This window comes from Chryseobacterium sp. ON_d1 (assembly GCF_006829085.1).
Taxonomy (GTDB): Bacteria; Bacteroidota; Bacteroidia; order Flavobacteriales; family Weeksellaceae; genus Chryseobacterium.
On record NZ_BJTC01000006.1, the window covers coordinates 97,649 to 122,007 of the forward strand.

Here is a 24,359-nt window from a genome sequence, read left to right on the forward strand (position 1 = left end):
TTTATTTACCAAGTTGTTTGAGTTTCTGATTATAAATATTATTCCATTCCATTTGTAGTCGAGTATGATAACTACTTACTTTATCAATTATTTCTTGATTATACCCTGATCCTAAATTATTGATATTATAATAAAATGAGGCAGCTTCGAGTCCCGAAAACCCACACCATCTTGAACTACCTAATTTCATCTCCCAGTCAATACCCATAGTTTCCTGAAAAAAGTCAAATCCTCTTGTGCTTTTTTCAGGAGTACGAGTTGTTCTATTATAAATATCTCTAAAAAATTTATTTGCAAATACATGCCCATACATTTCATGTCCTAATGTATAAGCGAATCTAAGTATATTTGAAATATTATTCATATTTATAAGAATTCTGGTTCCTCTAGTTACACCTTGTGAGTTAATGCTAGAATCTTCCTCAAAACTGGGGTTAGTTATTAGAAATAATTCATTTAAAGCTGGAACTTCTTTAAGTAAAATATCTTTATCATTATATTTTGCTTTCGTATTAGCTGGATCACTCCAACCTGCTTTCTTTAATTGCTCAACCATAGAGAACAAGGCCCCAATATTTCCACCACCACCAAAATATGATTGGGCAAAGGTAATTGCCTCCAGACTTGTAAATGATAATCCTCCGGAGGATGGCTCACTTTCAGTATACCCAAACCCGCCAAAATCAGCAGAAGTACCACCGCTTCCATTAGGAACCTTCTGGCGAGGATTGAAGCTGCCACCAGCCATCTGCCACATATACGAACCTACTACCAAATGGTTCTCCATCCCTTCGTAAGGAACAGGGACGGCTTTTCTTCCATCAGGATCGATAAAGCTTACCGGATTATTTAAGGCATAGGCATAAGGTGAAAATCTTCTTGATGTTTCAGCCAATGGATCAATAACGCCCCATCGTCCGATATCAGACATATACATTCTGGCTCCGTAGTCATTCCAGCCGGTTTCCTTTTGTAATTCTTTACCATTGTACTGGTAATTATACGATGGGTTGAATCCTATCGTATTGTATCCCAAATGTTTTAACCCAAAAGGATAGTAGTTGTTTTCTTCAAGAGCTTCTGCGCTGCCGCCGGCATTTTTAAAATAGCTGAGGCGTACATTTCCCAGATGATCGGTATAGCTGTAAATATACTTATTATTTTCAAAATTATAATACCCTTCCGAAGTGGGAACAAATTTTAAAACAGGAGATTCTGTTCCTTTTTTACTTGTTGTGGTTTCGTATTGAAAACCATCCAGGTATTCTGTAATATTGGATGTAAGTTCTGTAGCAGTACCAAAGGGATTGAAGGGAGTGTAGTTATACACTTTCCTTACTTTCGTTCCATCTGCACGATACGTATAGATTGTATTTTCATTAATAATCCCTGTACGTGTCTGTAATCCCTTATCAAATTTGATATAATACGGGAGGTTCAGGAAGTTATAATCAATCTGCAAGACCCCTTTGTCCTTATGATCGGTCATATTGCCATTATCATCATAAGAGATTATATTTCCTGATCCATCAGGATACCCATCATAGTTGGTGGAAGTATCAGTGACAGAATTTAACCTGTTCCCGGTATAATTGTAGGTAAGGTCATCCATAAGGGCAGCCATTCCTGACATTCCTGTATTTCTCTTAAGCGAAGTGATATTGCTCCCGGAATCATATTCCACGGTTTCATTATAAAACCCATTTTGAGGAGCAGAAGCATTAGGTTCAGAATAAATTCCTTTCTTTAGCCTGTTTAAAGCATCATATTGGTAATTATACTGCCTTAATACATTATCCGTAGAAGTTTTCCAGGTTACTTCCGTTATATTCCCGTTATATTTTGCCGGGGAATTGGCGGTATTCTGGGGGGTGGTATATTTCAGCTCAAATCCAAACAGCTTTGTCCCTAGTTGAGCCGGATCGTTCAGTTTGGTGAGCTTGCCCCGGATATCATAGGCATAATCTATACTTTGCAGGTTGTTTCCTACCTTTTTGTTGCTGATCTGTGAGAGTTCATTATACGTATTTTCCGCCAGCAGTTCCTGTGGCTGGCTGCCTACCTGGTGCCATTTCTTTTTCAGGCGGTTTTTACTGTCATATTCATAAACCTGGCTGATGGTTTTCTCTGTATCGGCACTGACTCTTTTATGGTATACCCTGGTTTGTTTCACAACGCCTGCAAAATCAAATTCTGTCTCTGTTTTTGTGTAGCCGCCAAGATGATTGACAGAATAAGCACCGATAGCCATGCCTTTGGTATTATAATAAGCAAAGCTTTTAGTCCAGTTATTATCCTCGATATTTTTGATAAGACTAAGGGTAAGTAACCCTTTTGTACTGACAGAAGTTAGATCAGTAATTACATTTTGTCCCAATATGGCTGCTGGAAAGGCAGGATTAAAACTGTAAGCGGGATAGGTATCATAATAATTGATACTTAATATGGTAATATTCCCGCTTGGAAAAGCATTCTGAGTATAGAAAACCTGCATTCCGTTTGCGGTAAATGAAGTATCGCTCCTTGATTCATTATTTTCAGCATTTACCGTCACATTGTTGATATTATTCTGCAGCATGCCCCGTGAATCTTCGCTCGGAAAAAAACCAGAATACAGCACTCTTCCCCATTTATCATACTTGGTAAACATCCATCCTTTCGCAGAAAAAGTATTGTTTACGGTTCTCAGTTTAGCATCCTGTGTCATAATTACCCTGTCCTGCTGATCATAGATGATGTATTCCCAGCCTTTACCGGGAAGCTTTTTCTCTACCTGTCTTCCCTGGGAATCATAATGATATTGATAACACAGGTTATCCAGCATAGCAGTGGTAAGGGGGGCTGAAGCAGACATCCCGGCAGATGCCAGCGGAGGTATGACATAGGCGAGGTTTCCGAACTCATCATAGATATAATATGTATCTATGGGTTTTGTCCCGTCATTTTTCCTTACCAATACGGTTTTACCGGAGCCGTTTGTAAACTCAGTGGTCGTATTGCCATCTCCATCTGTTGCGATGCTCTTTGAAAGCTGATTGGGAGCATAATCAGGGTTGTAGCTCAGTGTATAAGAAGTGGCATTGTTCACCCATGAGGTGACCACAGTTATTTTTCTGACCTGATCTCCGGAAGCATTTCCGGAAACGGCAAGCTGCAAAGGGTGGGAAGCCCATGCATTCCCTGCGGGAATCACCTGTTTTATCCGTCCGGAGATATCATTCTGAAATATTTTTTCGGAATATATTTTCTCTGACCCATACACCGCATTGGCATTGGCAAGCGGAGCGGAATAAATAGCTCCGCCCTGTGATCCGGACTGGGGAACAGGAAGAAAACTTTTTACCTGCCTGTCATAATTGTCATATTCTATATGCTGAACAATATCCTTTCCGGAAGGAGTCGCTCCAATAGAAATTACCTGTTTATTTCTTCCGAATCCATCTGCATACTGCACCGTTTCACTTTTTTTGGTACACGTTTCATCCAGGCAGGTTTTGCTGTATATATAATTTTCAGCCGGGCTCAGTGTCTGGGCATCTATAAACAATGCCAACCCTAAGCTCACTGTTGTTAATATTCTTTTCATGATCATTTGTTCTTATTGTTTATAGTGATATTGATATGTTTTCAGTGTTTTACCGTCCTGGTCCACTACCTTTTCAAGCCTTCCGGCTTTATCGTAGGTATACATTTCTTTTGCTCCGTTAGGGGCTGTTACAGAAGTCATCCCTGTGAAGATATCCCAGGTATAGGTAGTGACATTGAAGTCTTTCACTGCACTGCTGGTCCGCAGGTTTTCAAGAGCCGTTTTCAAAGCTCCTTCATTTTCCGGGGTTGCAGAATTGGAGGCTGTTACTGCATTCTGTACGGCAGGCAGTGAAATAATCTGAGCATAGGAAGCTCCCTCAATTTTTGCAATAGGCTGGGTATTGTTATATCCATATACAACAGCGGTTGGAATCCCTTTAGGCGTTTTGGTTTCTACGGGATTTCCATAGCTGTCATAATTACTGAAAATTACTTTCGTCTGTGCTGACTGGTTCTGCATTTCATATGAATTCACAGAGGTTACCTGAAGCGATGCCGGATTATCATATTTGGTTTCTGCTTTACTGACTAATTTCCCGTTTATTTTTACTTCTGTTGCTAAAGGAGAAGAAAGGATACGGGCATTTACCAGTTTGGTATTATTAAGTTCAGAAGAGTATTTGATATTTTTTTCGGTTACTGTTCCGTCCGGAGCTGTAACCTTTGTATAAACAGGCTCAAAATTAACAGGGCTGTAAGTCACTTCAGAGGTGTTTTCCAATGCTGACCCATCGCTGAAAAATGTTTTTGAAGTTGTCTTTGCAGACTGTGTCCAGGATGATTTGCTTGTTGTTCCGTCACATAGGGTGTATTCTGGTGTACTATTGATTTCAGTGAGTACATAGTCTGTATTTTCATTTGAAACCAATTGGTTCTGATTATTATAGATTTCTTTCTTATACAGTAATCCTCCTGAAACGATATTATAATGAGGCCTTGTCCCATTTCCCGTAAAATCTTTTGGAGTTTTGAAGTAATATTGGGTATATCCAAGATTATTAGAATCTCCATATATTTCTTTTACATTGTTATATAAGATAACCGAATTCAGATAATCATATTCCTGGGACTGGCAGGTTTCCAGTGTAAAGTAGTCCCCACTTGAATTCATGGCATTGTCAAACGCATTATATTCATAGTTAATGCTTTTTTTCAGGGTATTATCATCATAATATTCTATCCTTCTTATTCTGGCTCCTGTAGCCACTGTTTTAGCATTTCTGTAAGGTGGTGGATCCGTCTGGATTTTCCCAATATTAAAGCCGCCATTTCCAAAACCAGTATTCACTTCTATTGTATAAGTTCCTGGTGTCAATAAATATTTCGGCATTTCACTACTGGTGATCACTGTTCCTCCTTTTTTAATAACATAGGTGATCTTGTAATTATAAGTATCAGGATCATCATGAATACCGAGATGATACTGGTCTTTATAGAATACATAATCATCTTTTCCAATAAAAATAGCCCTCGGCTCATCTACCTGAAAAGTATAGATACGGCTGATATTGGTATCAAAAAACACATTATCATAAACATATCTCTGTATTTCAGGATATTTAATTGAATAATTATCAGCTCCGGGGTAGCTGACAGCAGTGTAGACTTCATTGGCATCATATTGATATCTGATACGACCTCCTTCTGGCAGTTTCATTTCCGCCAGGGCTCCGATCATTTGTGAAGGAGAGACACTTGAACTTTCATATTGAAAAGAATAACTTCCGATTGTATTCTGGTCTTTATCAACTTGGTACAGGTTTGACAGGATTCTTTTTTCTTCTGCCTGATTATTGTTAATTGTGGAATATTCAAATTTATATTTAGACACCTGCCTTCCTGAATTATCCATCAGAGAAATACTTTGTATTTTATTGGGATCACTGTTTCCGTGATCTTCCCAATAAGGTTCATACATATTTTCAAAAGCGATTTTTCCAAAGATACTTGTAACTGTTGTCAGGTTGCAAGTCTGATATTTTACAAATGTTCCGCTATATCTGGTGTCTTTCTGATACACAAGACTTACAATTTCAACATTATTTTCATCCAGAATTCTGCTCAGATAAAACGCAGATCTGTAATTGGTTTTATAGCTGTCCCTCGAAGCTATACTGTAATTGTCGTATATATATTTGAATCCTTTATCATCCGTCAGTTTGAATGATTCCAGGATAAGGGTTGCTGTATTGGCAGTCCTGGTAAATTCTATTTTAACATTATTTCCTGAGATATTGTTAAGTGTAAAGGTATTGTTGATCGTATCCCTTACAAACTTAAACTTCCCGGAACTTCCCGGCAGATAGTAGTGATACACATCATCAAAGGCATTCTTCTTATAATCGGGTTTTGAGGCATTATCATACTTTTCATCCACATCACTGTTGATTACTCTGGAAATAATTCCGACCTTTGAAAGTGACCAGCCCAATCCTGCTTCACCAGCAGGCTTTTTTAACCCCACATTGTATACATGATTACTCAATCCAAAAGGAATACTAAGATTCTTATTGCTGGTAGGTAAAGTAAGCAAGGGAATGGATATTTCCGGTATGCCTGTCGCTAAAGAAACAGGGGTATTGGAATAAGAGGTAAAAGAAGAGGCTGAAGGCACCGGAACTGGTGTACTACCGAAATTTCGTTCTATCTGAGCCTTTCCCAATCCATAGATTAAAATAAATAGTAATAGTACTTTTTTCATCATGTTTATTTCTTAATTAATTTAGCATTCGCCGTTTTGTTGCTATCCGTTTTAATGGTCACCAAATAAGCTCCCTGTACAAGTGCCTGGGTATTGATCTTAGTCACTTTGTTCTTTGTTTTAATACTCTGCAACTGTCTTCCACTCATGTCATACAAAAGAATATCTGCATCCTTGAAATCAAAACCAATTTCTACATATGCATAATCAGACACTGGATTCGGATAGATTTTGATATCGTATTTCTCAATTAACTGGTCAACCTGTTTGTCTCCCAGTTTCACGATCTTCCAATTTTCTTTTCCAAGCTCTTCTGCACTGGTTCCGGCCAGAATAATAGAACCGTCTCTGTTCAGCTTTAAATCGGAAAGTCTCTCTTCCTTCTTTCTGGATTCTCCTTTTACATGTTTTCTCCACTGCTCATTTCCATTCTGGTCAAGGTATAACATCCAGAACGTTTCATCGTCGGTTTCTACTCTTCCCTCAGACTGAGTATAACCTCCCAATAAAATTGCTTTGGAAGATTTGTCATCCGCAGAATGAAGAACACTCATGCCCATCAGAATATCACGGTTTTTGAAATTGTAAGATTTCTGCCACTGTTCATCGCCTCTGTCATTTAAGGAAATCAGCCAAAGGTCTGTTCCTTCTTCCAGTCCTACCGCTTTATTTCCTGATCTTTCTGATCTGGATTCTCCACCGATAATGAATCCGGTTGAGGTAAATGCAAGGGTTCTGATATGATCATCACCTTTTCCTCCGAAATTCTTTTCCCATTCAACTTTTCCGTTTTTATCCAGCTTTACGATCCAGTAATCGCCTTCGCCAAAGTTGTCGCTTTGTTTTTGTACCGTTGTCAGATGTCGGGTGTCGGATGTATTTTGAGGACTTTGTACAGCTGAACTTCTTGAATACATTCCTAGTAAAGCTCCTCCGTCTTTTGTTGGAATCATCTTCTCCACCTCATCCAATCCTTTTCCACCTAAAATAAGCTGTGAAAGTTCTTTTCCGTCCTTGTCCAGTTTTGTAATCAAAACATCCTTGGAACCGTAGCCTTTTGCAGCGTTTTGTATGTTACCCGCGACAAAGAATCCCAAATCGGTAGTCTGGATAACCGCTCTGGCTTCTTCATCAGAAGAGCTGCCTAAGGTCTTCTGCCATAATTCATCTCCAAACTCATTGATCCTGATCAGCCAGATATCGGATCCTCCTTTGGAATCTTCTTTTTTATCCAGCCCTTTCCCTGAATAAGAAGTTCCTGCCAGAAGAAATCCTCCGTCCTGTGTGGTAACAGTGGCTGACAGATAATCATGGTTTTGTCCTGAGAAATATTTTTCCCAGATTTCTTCTCCCTGCTGATTCAGCTTGATCAGATGAAAATCATAACCGTTGTTCTGCTTACTTCCAGTCTCCAGCTTTCCGCTTCCTGACTGTATAGAACTTCCTGTAATTAGGTATTGCTGATCGATGGTTGTGGTGATCTGGCTCAGGAAATCCTGGGTAGAGGATTTGATGTCTTTCTGCCATACCACTTCCTGGGCTGATGTGCCCAGATAAGCGCATAAGGTGAGCGCTCCGAGATAGATTTTTTTCATTCCCGTGTTTTTTAAGTTAACATTGTTTATAGTGACAGATCATGGTTAAAATCCAATTCTCTTATAATATACTAAGAATCAGAGATCTTTATAGTGTAAAAATATTTCAAAACTATTCAAAATAATATTCTTTTAAGGCAAAAAATATTGTATTTCAATGTGTACACATTGAAACTCTTATCTGTACACATTAAATTGATTTTGAATATTTTAAAAGTAACTGAAGAATATCCGCCGAATGAATATAATTGAATAAAAATTTCATAGTTATTGTTTTTTTTAGCCATAATTTGACTACGTTATAAAACTTTGCAAATTTAACGTTTTTTAACATATCTGTACACATATGATCCTGATGTAATACAAAAATATTTCTTTGAAGCGACAGAACATGTCGTATAAAAATAAAAAAGGGCCAACTCAAAAGAATTGACCCTTCCAAAAAACATTAACTGTTTATTGATAGAATTATGATGTTTTATTTCCAGCCTCCACCTAAACTTTTATAGATGTCGACTACTGTACTGAGCTGTTTCTGTTTTGCCTCAATAAGTTCCATTTTAGCATCCAGTGCATCCCTCTGGTTCAGAAGAACTTCAAGATAATCTGCTCTGGAATTCCGGAACAACTGATTGGCGATATCAATAGACTGGTCAAGAGCTTTCGTTTCCTGAGACTTTAACTGATAATACTGATCAATATTTTTAACCTTTGACATCAGATTGGCAACATCCAGATAAGCATTCAGAATGGTTTTGTCATATTCGTACAATGCCTGGATCTGCTTTGCATCTGCTGTCTGGAAATTGGCTTTTATCGCACTTTTATTAATCAGCGGACCTGCCAGTTCACCCGCAAGATTGTACGCAATTGATTCGGGCATTTTAACGAGATAGGAAGGCTTGAAAGCTTCCAGACCTAATGTTGCTGAAATTTCCAGAGAAGGATAAAATTCTTTTCTTGCTGCTTCCACATCCAGCTTTGAAGCCTTTAATTCCAGCTCTGCCTGCTTGATATCAGGACGGTTCGCCAAAAGCTGTGACGGAATCCCGGTATATACCGTTTGAGGAATGGTAGACATAAAGTTTTCCTTCATTCTTACGATCGGTTGTGGATATCGTCCCAACAAAGCATTGATTTCATTTTCCTTCTCCGTGATTTGCTGACGGATGGTATATTCTGCCGCTTTGGATTTCGCCAGTTCTGCTTCAAATTTCTTCACTGCCAGTTCTGTTGCCGCTGCAGCTTCTTTCTGAATTTTGGAAATTTCCAACGCCCTTTGCTGAAGCTTGATATACTGCTGTATAATATCCAGTTGGTTATCAAGCGCTAATAATTCATAATAATTATCTGCAACTTCTTCAATAAGATTAGATAAAACAAAGTTTTTACCTTCTACTGTAGAAAGATAATGAGCCACTGCAGATTCTTTTTCAGTTCTGAGTTTTTTCCAGATATCAATCTCCCAGCTTGCATTTAATCCTGCTTCAAAATTACCCAGCGGATCCGGCATTTCTTTTCCCGGTTCAATCTCTGTAGTAGCATCCCCGGCGCCTTCGCTGGTGTAACGACCTGATTTTTTCAGTCCGGCTCCTATTCCCGCAGAAACGGTTGGGCTCAATCTTCCTTTTTTAGCTAAAACACCACTTTTAGCAATCTCAATCTCCTGAAGAGTGATCAACAGTTCCTGGTTATTTTTTAAAGCTGTTTCAATAAGCGTTACCAGATTTGGATCGGTAAAGAACTGTCTCCATGGAGTTGTTCCGCTATTGTTATTCGCATCCTGCTGTTCTTCCTGATTAAAGTTCTGAGGAATATTTTCTTTTACCTCGTCTTTTATGACAGTCGCCATGGGCGCCTTACAACTTGCAAGTACAAGTGATAAGGCAATGGCGGTGATTATATTTTTAGTCTTCGAATTTTCCATCATGTTCATAAGGTTCAGTTTGTTCTGTTAAAGGATTCTCTTCTTCATATCTTGCCAGTCTGGACTTGTCTGCAATGGTTCCGAAGATGTAATATAATCCCGGGATGATCATCAATCCGAAAATGGTTCCGATCAACATCCCTCCTGCTGCTGCAGTACCAATTGTTCTGTTACCAACTGCTCCCGGCCCTGTCGCAACCACCAATGGAATCAATCCGGCAATGAAGGCAAACGAGGTCATCAGGATAGGACGGAAACGGATGGCAGCTCCTTCAATGGCAGCCTGTGCTACAGGAATTCCTTCCTCAGCCTTCTTCTGTACGGCAAATTCAACAATTAGCACCGCATTTTTCCCCAGAAGCCCGATCAGCATGACCATGGCCACCTGTGCGTAGATATTGTTTTCCAAACCTAAAAGTTTTAAACATAAAAAGGCTCCGAAAATACCTACCGGAAGAGATAAAATAACCGGTAACGGAAGAATAAAGCTTTCATACTGGGCAGAAAGGATCAGATAAACGAATCCTAAACACACCAGGAAAATAAATACCGCCTCATTTCCACGGCTTACTTCATCTTTGGAAATCCCTGCCCAGTCGATACCAAAACCTCTTGGAAGTGTTTTATCCGCAACTTCCTGAATTGCTTTGATCGCCTGACCACTACTGTATCCAGGAGCAGGTGTTCCACTTACCTGCGCAGAATTATACATATTATGTCTTGTCATTTCAGACAGTCCATACACTTTTTCAAGTCTCATGAAGTCTGAATAAGGAACCATCTGGTCTTTATCATTTTTAACATACAGTTTCAACAGATCTGTCGGTAAAGCCCGGTATTGTGGTCCGGCCTGAACAATCACTTTATAGGGTCTGTCGAAACGGATGAAACTCGTCTCATAGTTGGACCCGATCAATGTGGATAAGTTATCCATTGCCTTTTCAATGGTCACTCCTTTTTGCTCTGCCAGATCATTGTCTATTCTAAGCATATATTGTGGGAAACTTGCAGAATAGAAAGTAAATGCTGATCCAAGCTCCGGACGCTTTTTAAGCTCTTTCACAAAGTCGTTACTTACCTGTTCCATTTTATGATAATCACCGCTTCCTGCCTTATCCAGCAAACGAAGCTCAAAACCTCCTGCAGCTCCATATCCCGGTACGGAAGGCGGCTGGAAGAATTCAATATTGGCTCCCGGAATATTTTTGGCTTTTTCCTCAAGCTTTTCAATGATTTCAGCAGCAGATTCCTTACGTTCTTCCCAGTTTTTAAGGTTGATCAGACAGGTTCCTGAGTTGGATCCTGTACCTTCGGTCAAAATCTCATACCCAGCAAGAGAGGAAACAGACTGCACTCCGTCAATGTCTTCAGATTCCCTTAGAAGTTCTCTGGCAATCTGGTTGGTTCTTTCTAATGTAGACCCCGGAGGTGTCTGAATAATGGCATAGATCATCCCCTGGTCTTCTGCCGGAATAAATCCTGACGGCAAAGAGTTGCTCAGGAAGAATGTACAGGCACAGAAAGCTAATAACAATGGTAATGTTATGGTCTTTTTCGTAACTGTTTTATTCAGCATCTTCTCATATCTTCCTGCTCCTTTTGTAAACAGGTTATTGAATTTATCCAGGAAGATAGTAACCGGAGTTTTCTTCTTAGCTTTTCCATGATTATTTCTTAAGATCAAAGCACATAAAGCCGGTGTCAAAGTAAGTGCCACAACCCCTGACAGGATAATGGACGAAGCCATTGTAATGGAGAACTGACGATAAAATACCCCAACCGGTCCGGACATAAAGGCAATCGGAATGAATACAGATGCCATTACCAGTGTGATGGCGATAATCGCTCCACTGATCTCATGCATGGCCTCTTCTGTTGCCTTCAATGGGGAAAGGTGCTTTTCTTCCATTTTAGCGTGAACAGCTTCAATGACCACAATCGCGTCATCTACCACGACCCCGATCGCCATTACCAAAGCAAAGAGGGAAATCATATTCAGGGTAATTCCAAAGGCAGACATTACTGCAAATGTTCCCACCAGAGAAACCGGAACGGCTAGTGCCGGAATCAAAGTTGAACGCCAGTCTCCGAGGAATAGGAATACCACAATTGCAACCAAAATGAAGGCCTCAAACAACGTATGAATTACTTTTTCCATAGAGGCATCCAGGAATCTGGAAACGTCATAACTGATCTCATAATGCATCCCTTTAGGAAAGTTATTTTTCTCAAGGTCCTTCATCAATGCTTTTACGTTTTTAATAACGTCACTTGCATTCGATCCGTATGACTGTTTTACCGTAATCGCTGCAGAAGGTTTTCCGTTCAGTGTGGAATAAATATCATACATGGAACTTCCGAACTCAATATCGGCCACATCTTTCAGCCTTACAGACTCCCCGTTCGGTTTTGCTTTCAGAATGATATTTCCGTAATCTTTTTCATTATTATAACGTCCCGGATACTTTAATACATATTCAAAAGACTGAGAACGTTTTCCTGAGCTTTCTCCCGTTTTACCAGGAGAAGCCTCCAAACTCTGCTCATTCAGAGATTCCATTACTTCATCAGCTGAAATATTATAAGCCGTTAACCTATCCGGTTTAAGCCAGATACGCATTGCGTATTCACGGGTTCCGAGGATATCGGCAAAACCAACACCGCTTACCCTTCTCAACTCAGACATTATATTAATATCTGCATAGTTGAAAAGAAATTTCTGGTCAGCTTTAGGATCATCACTATACAGGTTAATATACATCAACATGTTAGGTTCTTCACGGGTGATCTTTACCCCTTCACGTACTACCAGAGGAGGAAGTTTATTCACTACTGAAGATACACGGTTCTGAACGTTTACTGCTGCTACATTGGGATCTGTTCCCAGGTCAAATACCACCTGGATGGATGCTTCCCCGTCATTTCCTGCATCTGAGGTCATATATTTCATACCGGGAACTCCGTTTAGCCCTCTTTCTAAAGGGATTACTACGGATTTGATCAACAATTCGTTGTTTGCCCCGGGATATTCTGCGGTAATATTTACTTTAGGCGGAGAAATGGATGGAAACTGTGTCACCGGAAGTTTTACCAATGACAATATCCCCATAAATACAATAATCAATGAGATTACTATGGACAGAACTGGTCTGCGAATGAATTTTTTAAACATACTGCTTCATTTTAGAGACCACTACTCTGCTTTTAATTTCAATGACTGAAGAACTTTCTTAGGATCCTGGAACTTTGTTTTCAGCTTTTGATCATCCTTTACTTTCTGAACTCCTTCCAGAAGGATCTGATCCCCTTTTGAGATTCCTGAGCCTACCACATAAAGGTCCGGAAGTTCGTATGCTACTTTGATATTTCGGGACTTTGCCACTCCGTTTTTGTCAATAACAAATACATATTTCTGATCCTGAATTTCATACGTTGCTTTTTGTGGAATAATCAGCGCATTATGAACAGGCATTGACATCTGTACTTTACCGGTTTCTCCGTTTCTTAAAAGTTTGTCAGGATTAGGGAATTTGGCACGGAACGCAATATTTCCTGTTTCGTTATCAAATTCTCCTTCAATAGTCTGGATTTCTCCTTTCTGTGTATACATTTCTCCGTTAGCCGTGATCAGGGATACCTGATTACTTCCTCTGTCCGCAGCATGGGTCTGATAGCTCAGGTATTCCGGTTCTGATACATTAAAATATGTATAAATACCTGTGTTGTCTGATAAGGAAGTCAGCAAATCGCCTTCATCAACAAGGCTTCCCAGCTTTAATGGAATTCTGTTGATAATACCGGAGAACGGTGCTTTGATATCGGTAAATGAAAGGTGGATCTGAGCGAGTTTCATTTCTGCATTGGCAGCATCAAGCTTGGCTTTTGCCATTGCTCTTTCATTCTTGGAAACGATATTGTTTCCTGCCAGAGTGCTTGCATTTTTAAGCTCGATGGAAGCCTGTTCTACCTCTGCTTTTGCTTTTAATAATTCTGCCTGATACAGTTTAGGCATGATTCGGAACAGTGTCTGTCCCGCATGTACATACTGGCCTTCATCTACAAAGATTTTTTCGAGAAAACCTTTCTCCTGCGCCCGCACTTCAATGTTTTTTACAGATTGAATCTGGGCTACGTATTCTTTGTTGATTACAGTATCCATTACTACTGGGGTTGTCACCGGATAGACGGTAACTTCTTCTTTTTCTTCTTTTTTCTTATTGCAGCCAACTGCCAACAGAAGGGCACTCAACGCAATTCCCGAAGCAACTCTTTTTATCATAATTCTAGAGTTTATATAAATCGTTAATGTTTTAATAGAAATAAAACGGTAATAAAAGGGGGAACGATGTGATGAATTACCAACAAGCACAACGCAAAGTATTTCTACCTGAAATCAGGCAGAAAAGAACAGATGTCAAAATTTTAAATTCTGATAGAACGGATAAGAATGAATCTTTTTGTAGCAAAACCAAGAACAAAGCCATGAATATCCGGCTTAAATCTTTTGTTGTTTTTTAATCCAAAAATATAGATCAGGCTGAAAACTCCGGCCAAAACAACAATAGCCTGCCATACATCAGAGAGCTGGAAATCATTCTCAGCCAGTTCCAATGTGGAGTTATCCACATGATCTGCCATCTGCTGAACAGATAGCTTTTCAAATGTCTGGTTAAGGCGGTTGGCCCGTTTGGGCATATGATGAGAAACATGACCATTGTAGTCATTTCGAAGAGTTTTAACGTTGAGTTTGCTTTCCACTACAAAGAGCAGAAAAAGACCCGTTAAAAAGTATACTATAAAGTTTCTCATTTTGAAGTTGCAAATGTACACCCTGTTTATGATATTATCATAGTAGATTAACAAAATTTAACTCTCCTTTAAAATACCTGAATTTAAACGCATGAAAAATATTAAATTTTTCTACTGTTCAAGGGTATTTTAGACAATTACAATTTCGAATTGTAAAGATTCGGATTTTTAAAAAATTAAGCTATTTTATGAATTGCAAAAAAAAAATAGCTCATCGGGTGTTCATTTTTTGAACATTTTAAATAGCCTAAGATTGTTATTTGTAATTTTTTTTGGCGAAAGTACAAAAAAAGCAGAGAGCTAAACTTTGTCATAATTTCATATTATTAACATTCCCTTATTGTCATTCTCTTCTTTTTGAATTATTTTTGCCGAAAATTTACACAACAAATGAGAAATAAAAGAAAATTATATTATTACACTGATAATAAGTCCGTTAAAATTCCCATATTAACAGCTCCTGCACTAAGTTTTCCACAATAAATATTACTTTCCGTTTTCTGAATTGTGCTTCAATAAGCAGTGAGATAAATTAAGATAAATTTAAAATTACTGTTAGTTTATGCAAAATTAACACATATTTATTAAAAATATTCGTAAATTTATATAGCATTAATATTGTAATTCATGAAACACTTTAAAATCACTTATCACTATGAAAAAATTATTAACTCCGATCCTTTTGGGATTGACCATTCTTTCCTTAACAGCGTGTAAACATCCCGGAAAAGAAGCCGAAACCATTACAGCTGCTGCTCCTGAAAACAAAGACGACATTTCGAAAAATGTGTATGTTGACAGTTATGGAGAAAAAATAGAAGTCACAATCAACAACACCAAAAATACCGCTACAATTCATTTAAACGGTAAAACTTTTGACCTTAAAAAAAGTGATGCTTTACCTGAATATACAGCCTCCAATGAAGAGTATCAATACTCTGATATTAAAGGGAATATAACTTTCCTTAAAAAGAACGTGGACATGGTCCTGTTCCATCTTAAACAGGCAAAAAAAGAGTCCGGGCCTGCAAAAATGGCATCGTATTAGCATAGGGAAAAGCATTCATATTAAAAAAATAAGCATTATGAAAAGTTTATATTATTATCTATCGGCACTTGTTATCGCAACATTTTTGGTTGTTTCCTGCAAAACACAGAATGCTCAAAAAGCAACTGCTGATATTACAGGAAAAACATGGAAGCTTACTGAACTGAACGGGAAGCCTATTGAACTGAAAAATCCTAAAAACAATCCTTATTTCAAACTTGATATGAATGAGATGAGGTATTCAGGTCATGCCGGATGTAACGGTTTAGGCGGTACATTCGAAATTAAACCTGAGGTTATGAGAATTAAATTCAATCAGGGAATGTCTACCATGATGGCTTGTGAAGATCTTGATATTGAAAACCAGTTTACAAAAGCGATCCTTGCAGCGGACAATTACTCTGTCAATGGAAATACCCTTACTTTGAACAAAGCCAGAATGGCTCCTCTAGCCAAATTTGTTCTTCAGTAATTGAATCTCACTTAAATAAAAATACAATACGCCTCGTGATCACGGGGCGTATTTTATATATGGGTAGTGCTATTTTCTCCTGCTGTACATTATATAGCAGATCAGAAGACTGATATTGACCAGAACAGCAAATGAATTTGACAAGATAATGGGCAGCTCGTCTTTTTTAAAACCATACCACACCCACAAAGACAGCCCCGAAATAAGGACTAAAAGCATAAGTAAAGAAATATCTTCAACATTCTTCTCTCTGATTACCTTTACAAGTTGTGGAATCATGGATACGGAAGTAAGAACTCCGGCTACTATACCTAATACATTTTCATTCATAAATTTTCAGCTTTACCTGTATTTGCCTCAATACCTTATTGAAATCTATTCAGTGAAACTTCTTCATGCAAAGGAATACCTTCTTCCATAAAACGGAACAGATCTCTTGCAAAATAGCATCCATTGAGAATACCGCGAGCTCCCAATCCATTAAAAACATACAGGTTACTGAATATGGTGTGTCTGCCAATAATCGGTCTCCTGTCTTTTACCGTAGGTCTGAAGCCAAAATGCACTTCCTTCACTTCGAAATCGTAAGGATAAAACTCAGAAAGTCCATTGACCAATTGTGTGACTGCTGATTCATCAATGTGATGATGAAGCTGCTCTCTGTCGTAAGTTCCTCCATAAAAGTAAAGCCCCTTTCCGGTTGGGAATAAGAAATGTTTCTTCTTAATGGTTATATTTTCAGGAATAGGTTGAGAGAGTTTTACTTTTATATGGTGACCTTTGTTGGGGTTCACCATTATTTCAGAAAAATAAGGATTCTCCTTTACTCCCATTCCTTCACAGAAAATAAGATGTTTGAAATTAAAATCCTTATAAGTGGCTTCGGATGGATTCAATTTTGTGTAATCAAATTTTTCTTTTACCAAATGATCATTTTTTTCAAAATAATTGAATAAACCAATGAAAAATCCATTAACATTAAGCCTGGCAGACTGATTTACCTTTCCGGAGAGAAAATCATTTTTTACTCCATTTAAGCGATCAAAATTCTGATCAAGAAAATTTTTAAGCTCTTCATTTCCGGATTTCTTTAACCATAGATTCTGTTCATTCTCATCATGAAAAATTCTGTGAATAGGATCATTAATAAGATAGTTTTCTCCGGTATAGGATTGTATTTCCTGAAGACTTTCCTTCAGAAAATCTATTTGTTCCTGTGCTTTCCAGAAGGTGGTAAATTTTTTCAGAACAACAGGATTGATAATCCCCGCTGAAACCTGAGAAGCACTTTTTCTTCCTTCAGAAAAGATCACAAAGGATTTATGATGTTTAATAAGCTGATGAGCCAGAAAAAGCCCTGCATACCCGTCTCCTACAATAATATAATCTACATTTCTCATAATAAAAAAACCTGAGTAAAAATACTCAGGTTTTGTATAAATATCAAGTGAAATCTAGTAATTCCACATATCATTTTCCATTTCCAGAATCTGTGCTTTGATTCTATCACTTTCTTCCAGCTGCTCATCAGCATTTTTAGGGATATAGTCTTTGATGGTACCGTCTCCTAAACCGGCAGAAGATTTATAGATAATAGAAGAGAATCTTCTTGCATTGATGATATCATCAAAAGATAAGTCAGCAGAAGAGTTTTTTCTATTAAAAACATAATTGTTTGCCAAAATATCTCTTGCACTTGGATAGTAGATCCAGAATAAGTCGATCAATTCATCAGCTCCTGCTAAAGGCTGCCCATCAGGACCAATTCTCCCTACAGATGTAGGATCTGGCCCCATGGCTGCGATACCAAGAGGTCTGTATTTCATTTGACCATCTCTTTTATCGATAAACCACATACCCATTACTTTAAGAACTTTTACTTTATCAGTAGTGGTTCTGATGATATCGGTTAATCTTTTCTTTTCGTCTTCTGTAAGAGTTCTTCCTGAGTTAAGGATATCGATCGCCTCTTCATCTAATCTTACACTTTCCAATCTTTTCTGAATGGCTTCCGGAGTAAGTCTTGTAACAAAGTTTTCGTCATCATAAACTTCCTTGATGTCACCTTTAAGAGCTCCATCTAGTAATAACTGATATAAAGATCTTGTAGAAGTTGAAAGAAGACCATCCGGGTTATCATAGTAGAATGGCTGGTTGATCTTATCATTCATATCAATGATTTCCCAAACAAACATACTTTTGTAAATATCCTTCTCATCAACGAAACCATATTCAAGAGGTTTTACTTTATTGCTGATAACAGTATCCCCTGCTTTTCTCATAGATTCAGCTCTCATCTGTCTAAATTCTTCAGGAGAAGCAGCATTCAGAATAGTCTGGGAAAAAGCAAATCCCGAAACTAAAACTAAAAGGGTGCTAATATATTTTTTCATAATATGATTTTACAAATTAACCTTATTGAACATTAATAATTACAGGTGAAATTTCCTTAAGCTTCTGGTTTCCAAGTCCTGTAGCAGTCGCCTGAATATCATAGATCTGAACTACATCACCAGGTCTAAGATTTCTAAGCATACCCTCTGCCCCTGATAATGAGCTACCCTGAATCAGAGTACCTGCTTTTCCTGGCAGCTTGATAATGAAGCTGTTTACAGTGAATGAAACAGGGAAATCAAAATCTGGTAAAGTTGCTGAAACAATCTGGTTAGGTATAGAACCTGCCGGCATAAAGTTTACTGCTTTACCTCTGATCTGACCCTGAGGTCTAGGGATATTCTTAATTCTGTATTCAAATACCTGAGAAACTGTCTTACCATATGGATCCGTACCTGATAATGTCAACTTAACCACATTTCCTGTAGTAGGTGTTACATCCCATTTACCCTGACCTGTACTCTTCACAGTAGCTCCTGCAGCAGATAATGAAAGTTTAGAATTATCAGCCCCTAAGATTGATCCTGAAACAGGGTTCTCAAGTCCTCTATACATTACATTCATTTTATCAGCAGAAAGCAATAATCCTTTCTCAAGTTTTACTTCTCTTGGTCCTGCAATGACATTATAAGTATGCGTCCAAGGGAAGCTTTGCGGCTTACCGGAAGCATCTGTCAATGTAATGGTACCACCTAATTTATGTTCACCAATTCCAGAACCTGAAATCTGCATAATACCTTTACCGTTTTCTACTCTGCTAACACCAGAAATACTGATCTTATTGCTGTTGGAGTAGGTACCCAGCATTACTTTTACTTCAGCCTGTTTTCCAGCCTGGATATCTACCGGACCTGAAACAATAGGCTCATAGCTTGAGAACTTGATGTTCGCATCTACTTTTTCCTGAAGTAATAGGGCCAATGCATCAGACTGTACATTTCTGGCATCATTTTGGATAATTTCCAAATTAGATATTGCAGCAATTAGCGGCTGATGGTAAAATTTATTTTGGAACCAAGTCTTTTCATTTGGAGATGTTCCTTTAGGATATTCTGCAATTAGAGACTTATTAGCTCTTTCCACTAAATCTTTAAGTTGAGGATTATTTCCAAAAGTTGCATTGATATAGTTTCTTACATCATCAATTTTAGCTTTCAGATCTAATGCATTCTTTGAAGGTGTATTTTCATCTCCTTCCTTAAAGAAATATTCAGTAGTTGCTTCATTATTATTCAATGCAGCAAAATTCTCGCTTACATCAATATCTTTTCCTGTTTTAGGATCTTTATCATGAAACTCAGATTGTTTCTTTAATAAATTTTTGACATCCTGAGCAGAATTTACCAACACATCAATCTTAGATTTCAATACTTTGTATTGTGCCCAAGGCTGTGCATAGGTATCGGGAACCTGTTGAGCTTTAGCTTCCAGGGTTCTTTCAAAGATCTTTTCGTTTTTCTTTTCTGTTAGAGTTCTTGTCTCATTCAATGCTCTGGTAGAGTCATAGTATGATCTGATGATTTCTGCATCAATATTTAGGGCCATCATCGCGATGAACACCAAATACATCAGGTTGATCATCTTCTGACGAGGGGTCTGTTTTCCTTGTGCCATTCTCTTTTCTTTGTTTTTTTGATTAAGTAGTTAAATTTAGAAATGGTTAGGAATTAAGACTTCATAGCAGTTAACATACCACCATAAACTCTGTTTAAATTATTAAGATTAGTTGTTAAACCTTGTAACTCTTGGTTGAATTTCTCAGATTGCTCTGCAGATTTCTGCATATCTGCTACATATTTGTTGGCAAATTCAGATTGCTTTTTACCGCTTTCCAATTGCATCGCATAAAGTGCGTTCATGCTTTCCATATGCTGAGCTGCTTTATTTAGCTGATCGTTATATTTATGAGTGGAAGCAGATACGTCAACGGTTTGATTGATCTGATCAACAGAGTTTGAAAATTTATCAATTCCTGTTCTTAATCTTTCAAATAACTGAACATCTAATCTTGCATCTTCAAGCATTTTATCCAATTTGCTGGAAAGGGAGTTTTCCAGTTCAGCAAACTGAGCACTTGTATTTTTAGTAGTAACGTTTGAGTGTAAAGGGTTTGGATTGGCATGTTTATCTAATAATTCAGGATAAACATTTTCCCAGGCATAAGACTCCTCAGTTTTTGGTGGGTCAAATGCGAAAATAATAAAGATAATCGCTTCAGTAATAAGCCCTACTGTAAGAGCCATATTCCCGTTGATGGGTCCCAGTGTAATGTGAGTAATTTTAAGCCAAGCTCCAAGAATTACAATTGCAGCACCGAATGAATAAAAGAAATTCATCCAAGCATCTTTAGTCTTAAACATATTGAGTTAGTTTTTTTAATGTTAAATAAAATTGTTATTGAAAAATTGTCTGGTTAGTTATCTGTTAATTCTTCTTGGCTTAACTGCTGCTTCAGGAATATCCTGAACTGTTCTGAATCCGATATAACTTCTCGCTGAATCTTTTCTTTCCCAGTCTCTGGCACCTGTCATTAGTGCAGATCCTATATCTTTCCAAGATCCACCTCTTACAGACTTCTTAGTATCCTTTTTATCTTTAGTAGAAGGATTGAGTGTAGAAGAGAATCCGTATGAAGAGTTGTTATATGAAGATGATGTCCACTCAGAAACGTTTCCAGCCATATCAAATAACCCAAACCCATTTTTCTTAAATTTCTTAACTGGAGCTGTATATGTATAAGTACCCTTTTTCTCGTCTTCCATGTAGTTACCTCTCTTAGGTTTGAAGTTGGCAAGGTAGCAACCTCTGTCGTCCATTAAATATGGACCTCCCCAAGGATAAGTAGCATTTTGCATTCCGCCTCTTGCAGCATATTCCCATTCGGTTTCTGTTGGAAGACGGAACTCTAATGGTCTTTGTTTTTTTCTTTTTAAACTTTCGTTGTAATCTGTTTTCAATTTAGATCTGAAGTTACAATAAGCCCTTGCCTGATCCCAGGTAACCCCAACAACAGGATAGTCTTTGTAAGCCTTGTGCCAGAAATACTGTTCAAACAATGGCTCATTGTAAGCAAAGTGGAAATCTTTTACCCAAACGGTAGTATCAGGATAGATCGCAATACTTTCGCTTCTCAGGTAATTAGCTCCTCTTTCGTTATCAGCAACTGCAGCATCCATATCTCCCCAACGGTAAGTATATTTAAGCTTGCTTACATCTAGAATTCTTTCGTTTCCAATTCTTGAAGAAGTAGGCAGATACATAGATTCTAAAACCTCTGCGTATTCTACATCCGGATATTTTGATGTGCTCCAGTGTAAAGGAATTTTCCAATCTAATCTTTTGCTGGCATCATATCCTCCATCTTCTCGGCCTCCCTGGCCTTCCATATATTCTTGATAAGGTGTTAAGTTTTCTTCTTTTTTAGCAAGGTATGCATAATCTCCTATGCTTGCTCCTCTACGTCCGCCTTCATCACCGCCTTCTCCGGCAGCTTCAGCAAGTAAAGTTCTCGCGATAGAGTCTCTTACATAATTGATAAATACTCTGTACTCCGCATTGGTAGTTTCTGCTTCATCCATGAAGAAAGAAGAAACAGTAACCGTCTTCAATGATGCTTTTTCAGGTGTATGTGTTGGATCCTGGTCTGCTAAACCAGCCACAAATGAACCTGCAGGAATAGCGACCATTCCGTATGGTCTTTCCGCAACAAATGATTTAGTTTTTTCTCTTGGTATCAATTCTCCTTTTGTTCCTGGCTTCCCTACAGAAGAGCTGCCACCACCTGAACAAGATACCGATGCTACCGACGCAGACAATAATAAAAGAAATATCCTTTTCATGTTAATTTTTATAATTAAGCCGTAAATATATAATTTTTTTAAGAAACTTTTAAGATTTTTTTTGAAATAACGGAAGAAATCTAAATTTATTTTATTTACAACAACTTTTTATTCCACGGTTACGGATTTTGCAAGGTTTCTCGGTTGATCTACGTTGGCTCCTCTGTATACTGCAATGTAGTAAGCAAGCAGTTGCAGAGGCACGGAAGCAACGATAGGAGAGAAACATTCTGAAGTTTCAGGGATTTCGATAACATAATCTGCCATTTCGCTCACCTGACGGTCTCCTTTGTTCACAACAGCGATAATTTTTCCTTTTCTCGCCTTAATTTCCTGAACATTACTTACAATTTTATCATAGTGGCCCTTTTTAGGAGCTATAATTACAATTGGCATATTCTCATCGATCAGGGCAATCGGACCATGCTTCATTTCCGCAGCCGGATATCCTTCTGCATGGATATAAGAGATTTCTTTTAATTTTAATGCACCTTCCAAGGCTGCAGGATAATTGTATCCTCTTCCAAGATAAAGGAAGTTCGTTGCTGACACGAAATCTTTTGCAATATTCTGGGTAAGCTCATGAGTCGTATTCAACACTTCTTCAATTTTCTTAGGAATAGCATCAAGCTCAGAAATTAAGCTCATAAATTCAGCATTTCCTAAATTTCCGTTGTGTTTCCCTAATTTAAATGCAATTAATGTAAGGATAGTAAGCTGAGCAGTAAATGCTTTTGTAGAAGCAACTCCAATTTCAGGACCTGCATGCGTATATGAACCAGCATCTGTAATTCTTGCGATTGAAGAATCAACAACATTACATATACCATATATAAATGCTCCTTTTTCTTTTGCCAGTTTTAAAGCAGCCATTGTATCAGCCGTCTCTCCAGATTGAGAGATAGCAATTACCACATCTTTATCTGTAATAATCGGATTTCTGTATCTGAACTCTGACGCATATTCTACTTCTACAGGGATTCTTGCATATTCCTCTATCAGATACTCTCCGATAAGACCGGCATGCCACGAAGTTCCACAGGCAATGATGATAATTCTGTTGGCATTTTTAAATTTCTCTACGTGATCCCAGATTCCTGCCATTTTGATAATCCCTTCATCTACAAGAAGTCTACCTCTCATGGTATCATGTACAGATTTTGGCTGTTCGAAGATTTCTTTAAGCATAAAATGCTCGTATCCTCCTTTTTCAATCTGCTCAAGACTTAGCTTAAGTTCTTGAATTTCAGGTTCAATCTTAGAATTCTCATTGATGGTTCTGATATCAACCCCACCTTCAAGCGAAATGGTTGCCATATGCCCTTCTTCTAGATAAATAGCCTCTTTTGTAAATTCTACAAAAGGAGAAGCATCAGATGCAATAAAATATTCTTTATCTCCGATCCCGATTGCCAGAGGAGATCCCAGTCTTCCTACCACCAATACTCCAGGATAATCTTCGTGAAGTACAGTGATCGCATAGGCTCCATACACCTCGTTCAGTGCATATCTTACTGCTGTCGGGAAATCAGTATCAGAATTAAGATCCATAAAATACTGGATAAGATTTACCAATACTTCCGTATCTGTTTCTGATTTGAAGGTAAAGCCTTTTTCAGTAAGCATGGTTTTAATGGTATCATAGTTTTCGATAATACCATTATGTACAATTGCGATCTTTCCGTTATTTGACAGATGCGGATGGGAGTTTCTGTCACTTGGAACACCATGGGTAGCCCATCGGGTATGCCCCATTCCAATTTTAGACTTCCCTTTCAGTTCTTTCGAAATATTCACCAAATCCTCAACTTTACCTTTTGTCTTTTCAACTTCCAGCTTATTATCTGGACTTTCTAAAACAATTCCGGCACTGTCATACCCTCTATATTCCAATCTTCTAAGACCGTTAATTACAATTTCGTAAGCGTCTTGAAAACCTGTATATCCTACTATTCCGCACATATTATTTTGTCTAGTGTTTTATTG

16 protein-coding genes are annotated in these 24,359 nt (G+C 38.1%); 2 read left to right on the top strand and 14 right to left on the bottom strand.

The window, feature by feature from the left end; genetic code table 11:
- Nucleotide 1: 1 nt before the first annotated feature.
- The 7 genes from CRS_RS10910 to CRS_RS10940 all read right to left on the bottom strand — a co-directional run bounded on the left by CRS_RS10910 (nucleotide 2) and on the right by CRS_RS10940 (nucleotide 14,620).
- Complete coding sequence (locus CRS_RS10910) at nucleotides 2-3,586, bottom strand: RHS repeat domain-containing protein (protein WP_172617040.1); 3,585 nt, start codon at nucleotides 3,584-3,586, stop codon at nucleotides 2-4.
- Nucleotides 3,587-3,598: 12 nt separating this feature from the next.
- On the bottom strand, nucleotides 3,599-6,289 hold the full coding sequence (locus CRS_RS10915) for a hypothetical protein (protein WP_172617041.1): 2,691 nt from the start codon (nucleotides 6,287-6,289) through the stop codon (nucleotides 3,599-3,601).
- 5 nt (nucleotides 6,290-6,294) lie between these two features.
- Nucleotides 6,295-7,884, bottom strand: coding sequence for a T9SS type A sorting domain-containing protein (locus CRS_RS10920; protein WP_142724100.1), 1,590 nt, complete (start codon nucleotides 7,882-7,884; stop codon nucleotides 6,295-6,297).
- Nucleotides 7,885-8,362: 478 nt separating this feature from the next.
- Entirely contained in the window at nucleotides 8,363-9,820 is a 1,458-nt protein-coding gene (locus CRS_RS10925) for a TolC family protein (protein ID WP_142724101.1), read from the bottom strand.
- Nucleotides 9,792-12,983 (bottom strand): efflux RND transporter permease subunit, encoded by a 3,192-nt coding sequence (locus tag CRS_RS10930; RefSeq protein WP_142724102.1) that lies wholly within the window; start codon nucleotides 12,981-12,983, stop codon nucleotides 9,792-9,794. Before CRS_RS10930 ends, CRS_RS10925 begins: the two co-directional genes overlap by 29 nt.
- A gap of 21 nt (nucleotides 12,984-13,004) precedes the next feature.
- Complete coding sequence (locus CRS_RS10935) at nucleotides 13,005-14,087, bottom strand: efflux RND transporter periplasmic adaptor subunit (protein WP_142724291.1); 1,083 nt, start codon at nucleotides 14,085-14,087, stop codon at nucleotides 13,005-13,007.
- Between the two features lie 146 nt (nucleotides 14,088-14,233).
- A complete protein-coding gene (locus CRS_RS10940) occupies nucleotides 14,234-14,620 on the bottom strand; it encodes a hypothetical protein (RefSeq protein WP_142724103.1) in 387 nt (128 codons plus the stop codon).
- Nucleotides 14,621-15,275: 655 nt separating this feature from the next.
- Between CRS_RS10940 and CRS_RS10945 the strand changes: the two genes are divergently transcribed.
- Together CRS_RS10945 and CRS_RS10950 are read left to right on the top strand one after the other, a co-directional pair.
- Nucleotides 15,276-15,668: a multicopper oxidase domain-containing protein gene (locus tag CRS_RS10945; RefSeq protein ID WP_142724104.1), complete on the top strand. Its 393-nt coding sequence runs from the start codon at nucleotides 15,276-15,278 to the stop codon at nucleotides 15,666-15,668.
- 37 nt (nucleotides 15,669-15,705) lie between these two features.
- A complete protein-coding gene (locus tag CRS_RS10950; protein WP_142724105.1) occupies nucleotides 15,706-16,140 on the top strand; it encodes an META domain-containing protein in 435 nt (144 codons plus the stop codon).
- A gap of 69 nt (nucleotides 16,141-16,209) precedes the next feature.
- Here CRS_RS10950 and CRS_RS10955 read toward each other — a convergent pair whose 3' ends face one another.
- The 7 genes from CRS_RS10955 to glmS form a co-directional block, all read right to left on the bottom strand.
- Nucleotides 16,210-16,470 (bottom strand): SemiSWEET transporter, encoded by a 261-nt coding sequence (locus CRS_RS10955; protein WP_142724106.1) that lies wholly within the window; start codon nucleotides 16,468-16,470, stop codon nucleotides 16,210-16,212.
- 35 nt (nucleotides 16,471-16,505) lie between these two features.
- A complete protein-coding gene (locus tag CRS_RS10960; RefSeq protein WP_142724107.1) occupies nucleotides 16,506-17,540 on the bottom strand; it encodes an FAD-binding oxidoreductase in 1,035 nt (344 codons plus the stop codon).
- A 54-nt stretch (nucleotides 17,541-17,594) separates the two neighbouring features.
- The gene (gldN, locus tag CRS_RS10965) at nucleotides 17,595-18,533 is read right to left on the bottom strand and encodes a gliding motility protein GldN (RefSeq protein ID WP_142724108.1); all 939 of its coding nucleotides are present in this window, start codon (nucleotides 18,531-18,533) and stop codon (nucleotides 17,595-17,597) included.
- Between the two features lie 22 nt (nucleotides 18,534-18,555).
- Complete coding sequence (locus tag CRS_RS10970) at nucleotides 18,556-20,148, bottom strand: GldM family protein (protein ID WP_142724109.1); 1,593 nt, start codon at nucleotides 20,146-20,148, stop codon at nucleotides 18,556-18,558.
- Nucleotides 20,149-20,201: 53 nt separating this feature from the next.
- Nucleotides 20,202-20,894 (bottom strand): gliding motility protein GldL, encoded by a 693-nt coding sequence (gldL, locus tag CRS_RS10975; RefSeq protein ID WP_142724110.1) that lies wholly within the window; start codon nucleotides 20,892-20,894, stop codon nucleotides 20,202-20,204.
- Between the two features lie 57 nt (nucleotides 20,895-20,951).
- Nucleotides 20,952-22,373 carry a gliding motility lipoprotein GldK gene (gene gldK / locus CRS_RS10980; RefSeq protein ID WP_142724111.1) on the bottom strand — a complete coding sequence of 474 codons (1,422 nt, stop codon included), beginning with the start codon at nucleotides 22,371-22,373 and terminating at the stop codon, nucleotides 20,952-20,954.
- 108 nt (nucleotides 22,374-22,481) lie between these two features.
- Entirely contained in the window at nucleotides 22,482-24,335 is a 1,854-nt protein-coding gene (gene glmS / locus CRS_RS10985; RefSeq protein WP_142724112.1) for a glutamine--fructose-6-phosphate transaminase (isomerizing), read from the bottom strand.
- Between the last annotated feature and the right edge of the window lie 24 nt (nucleotides 24,336-24,359).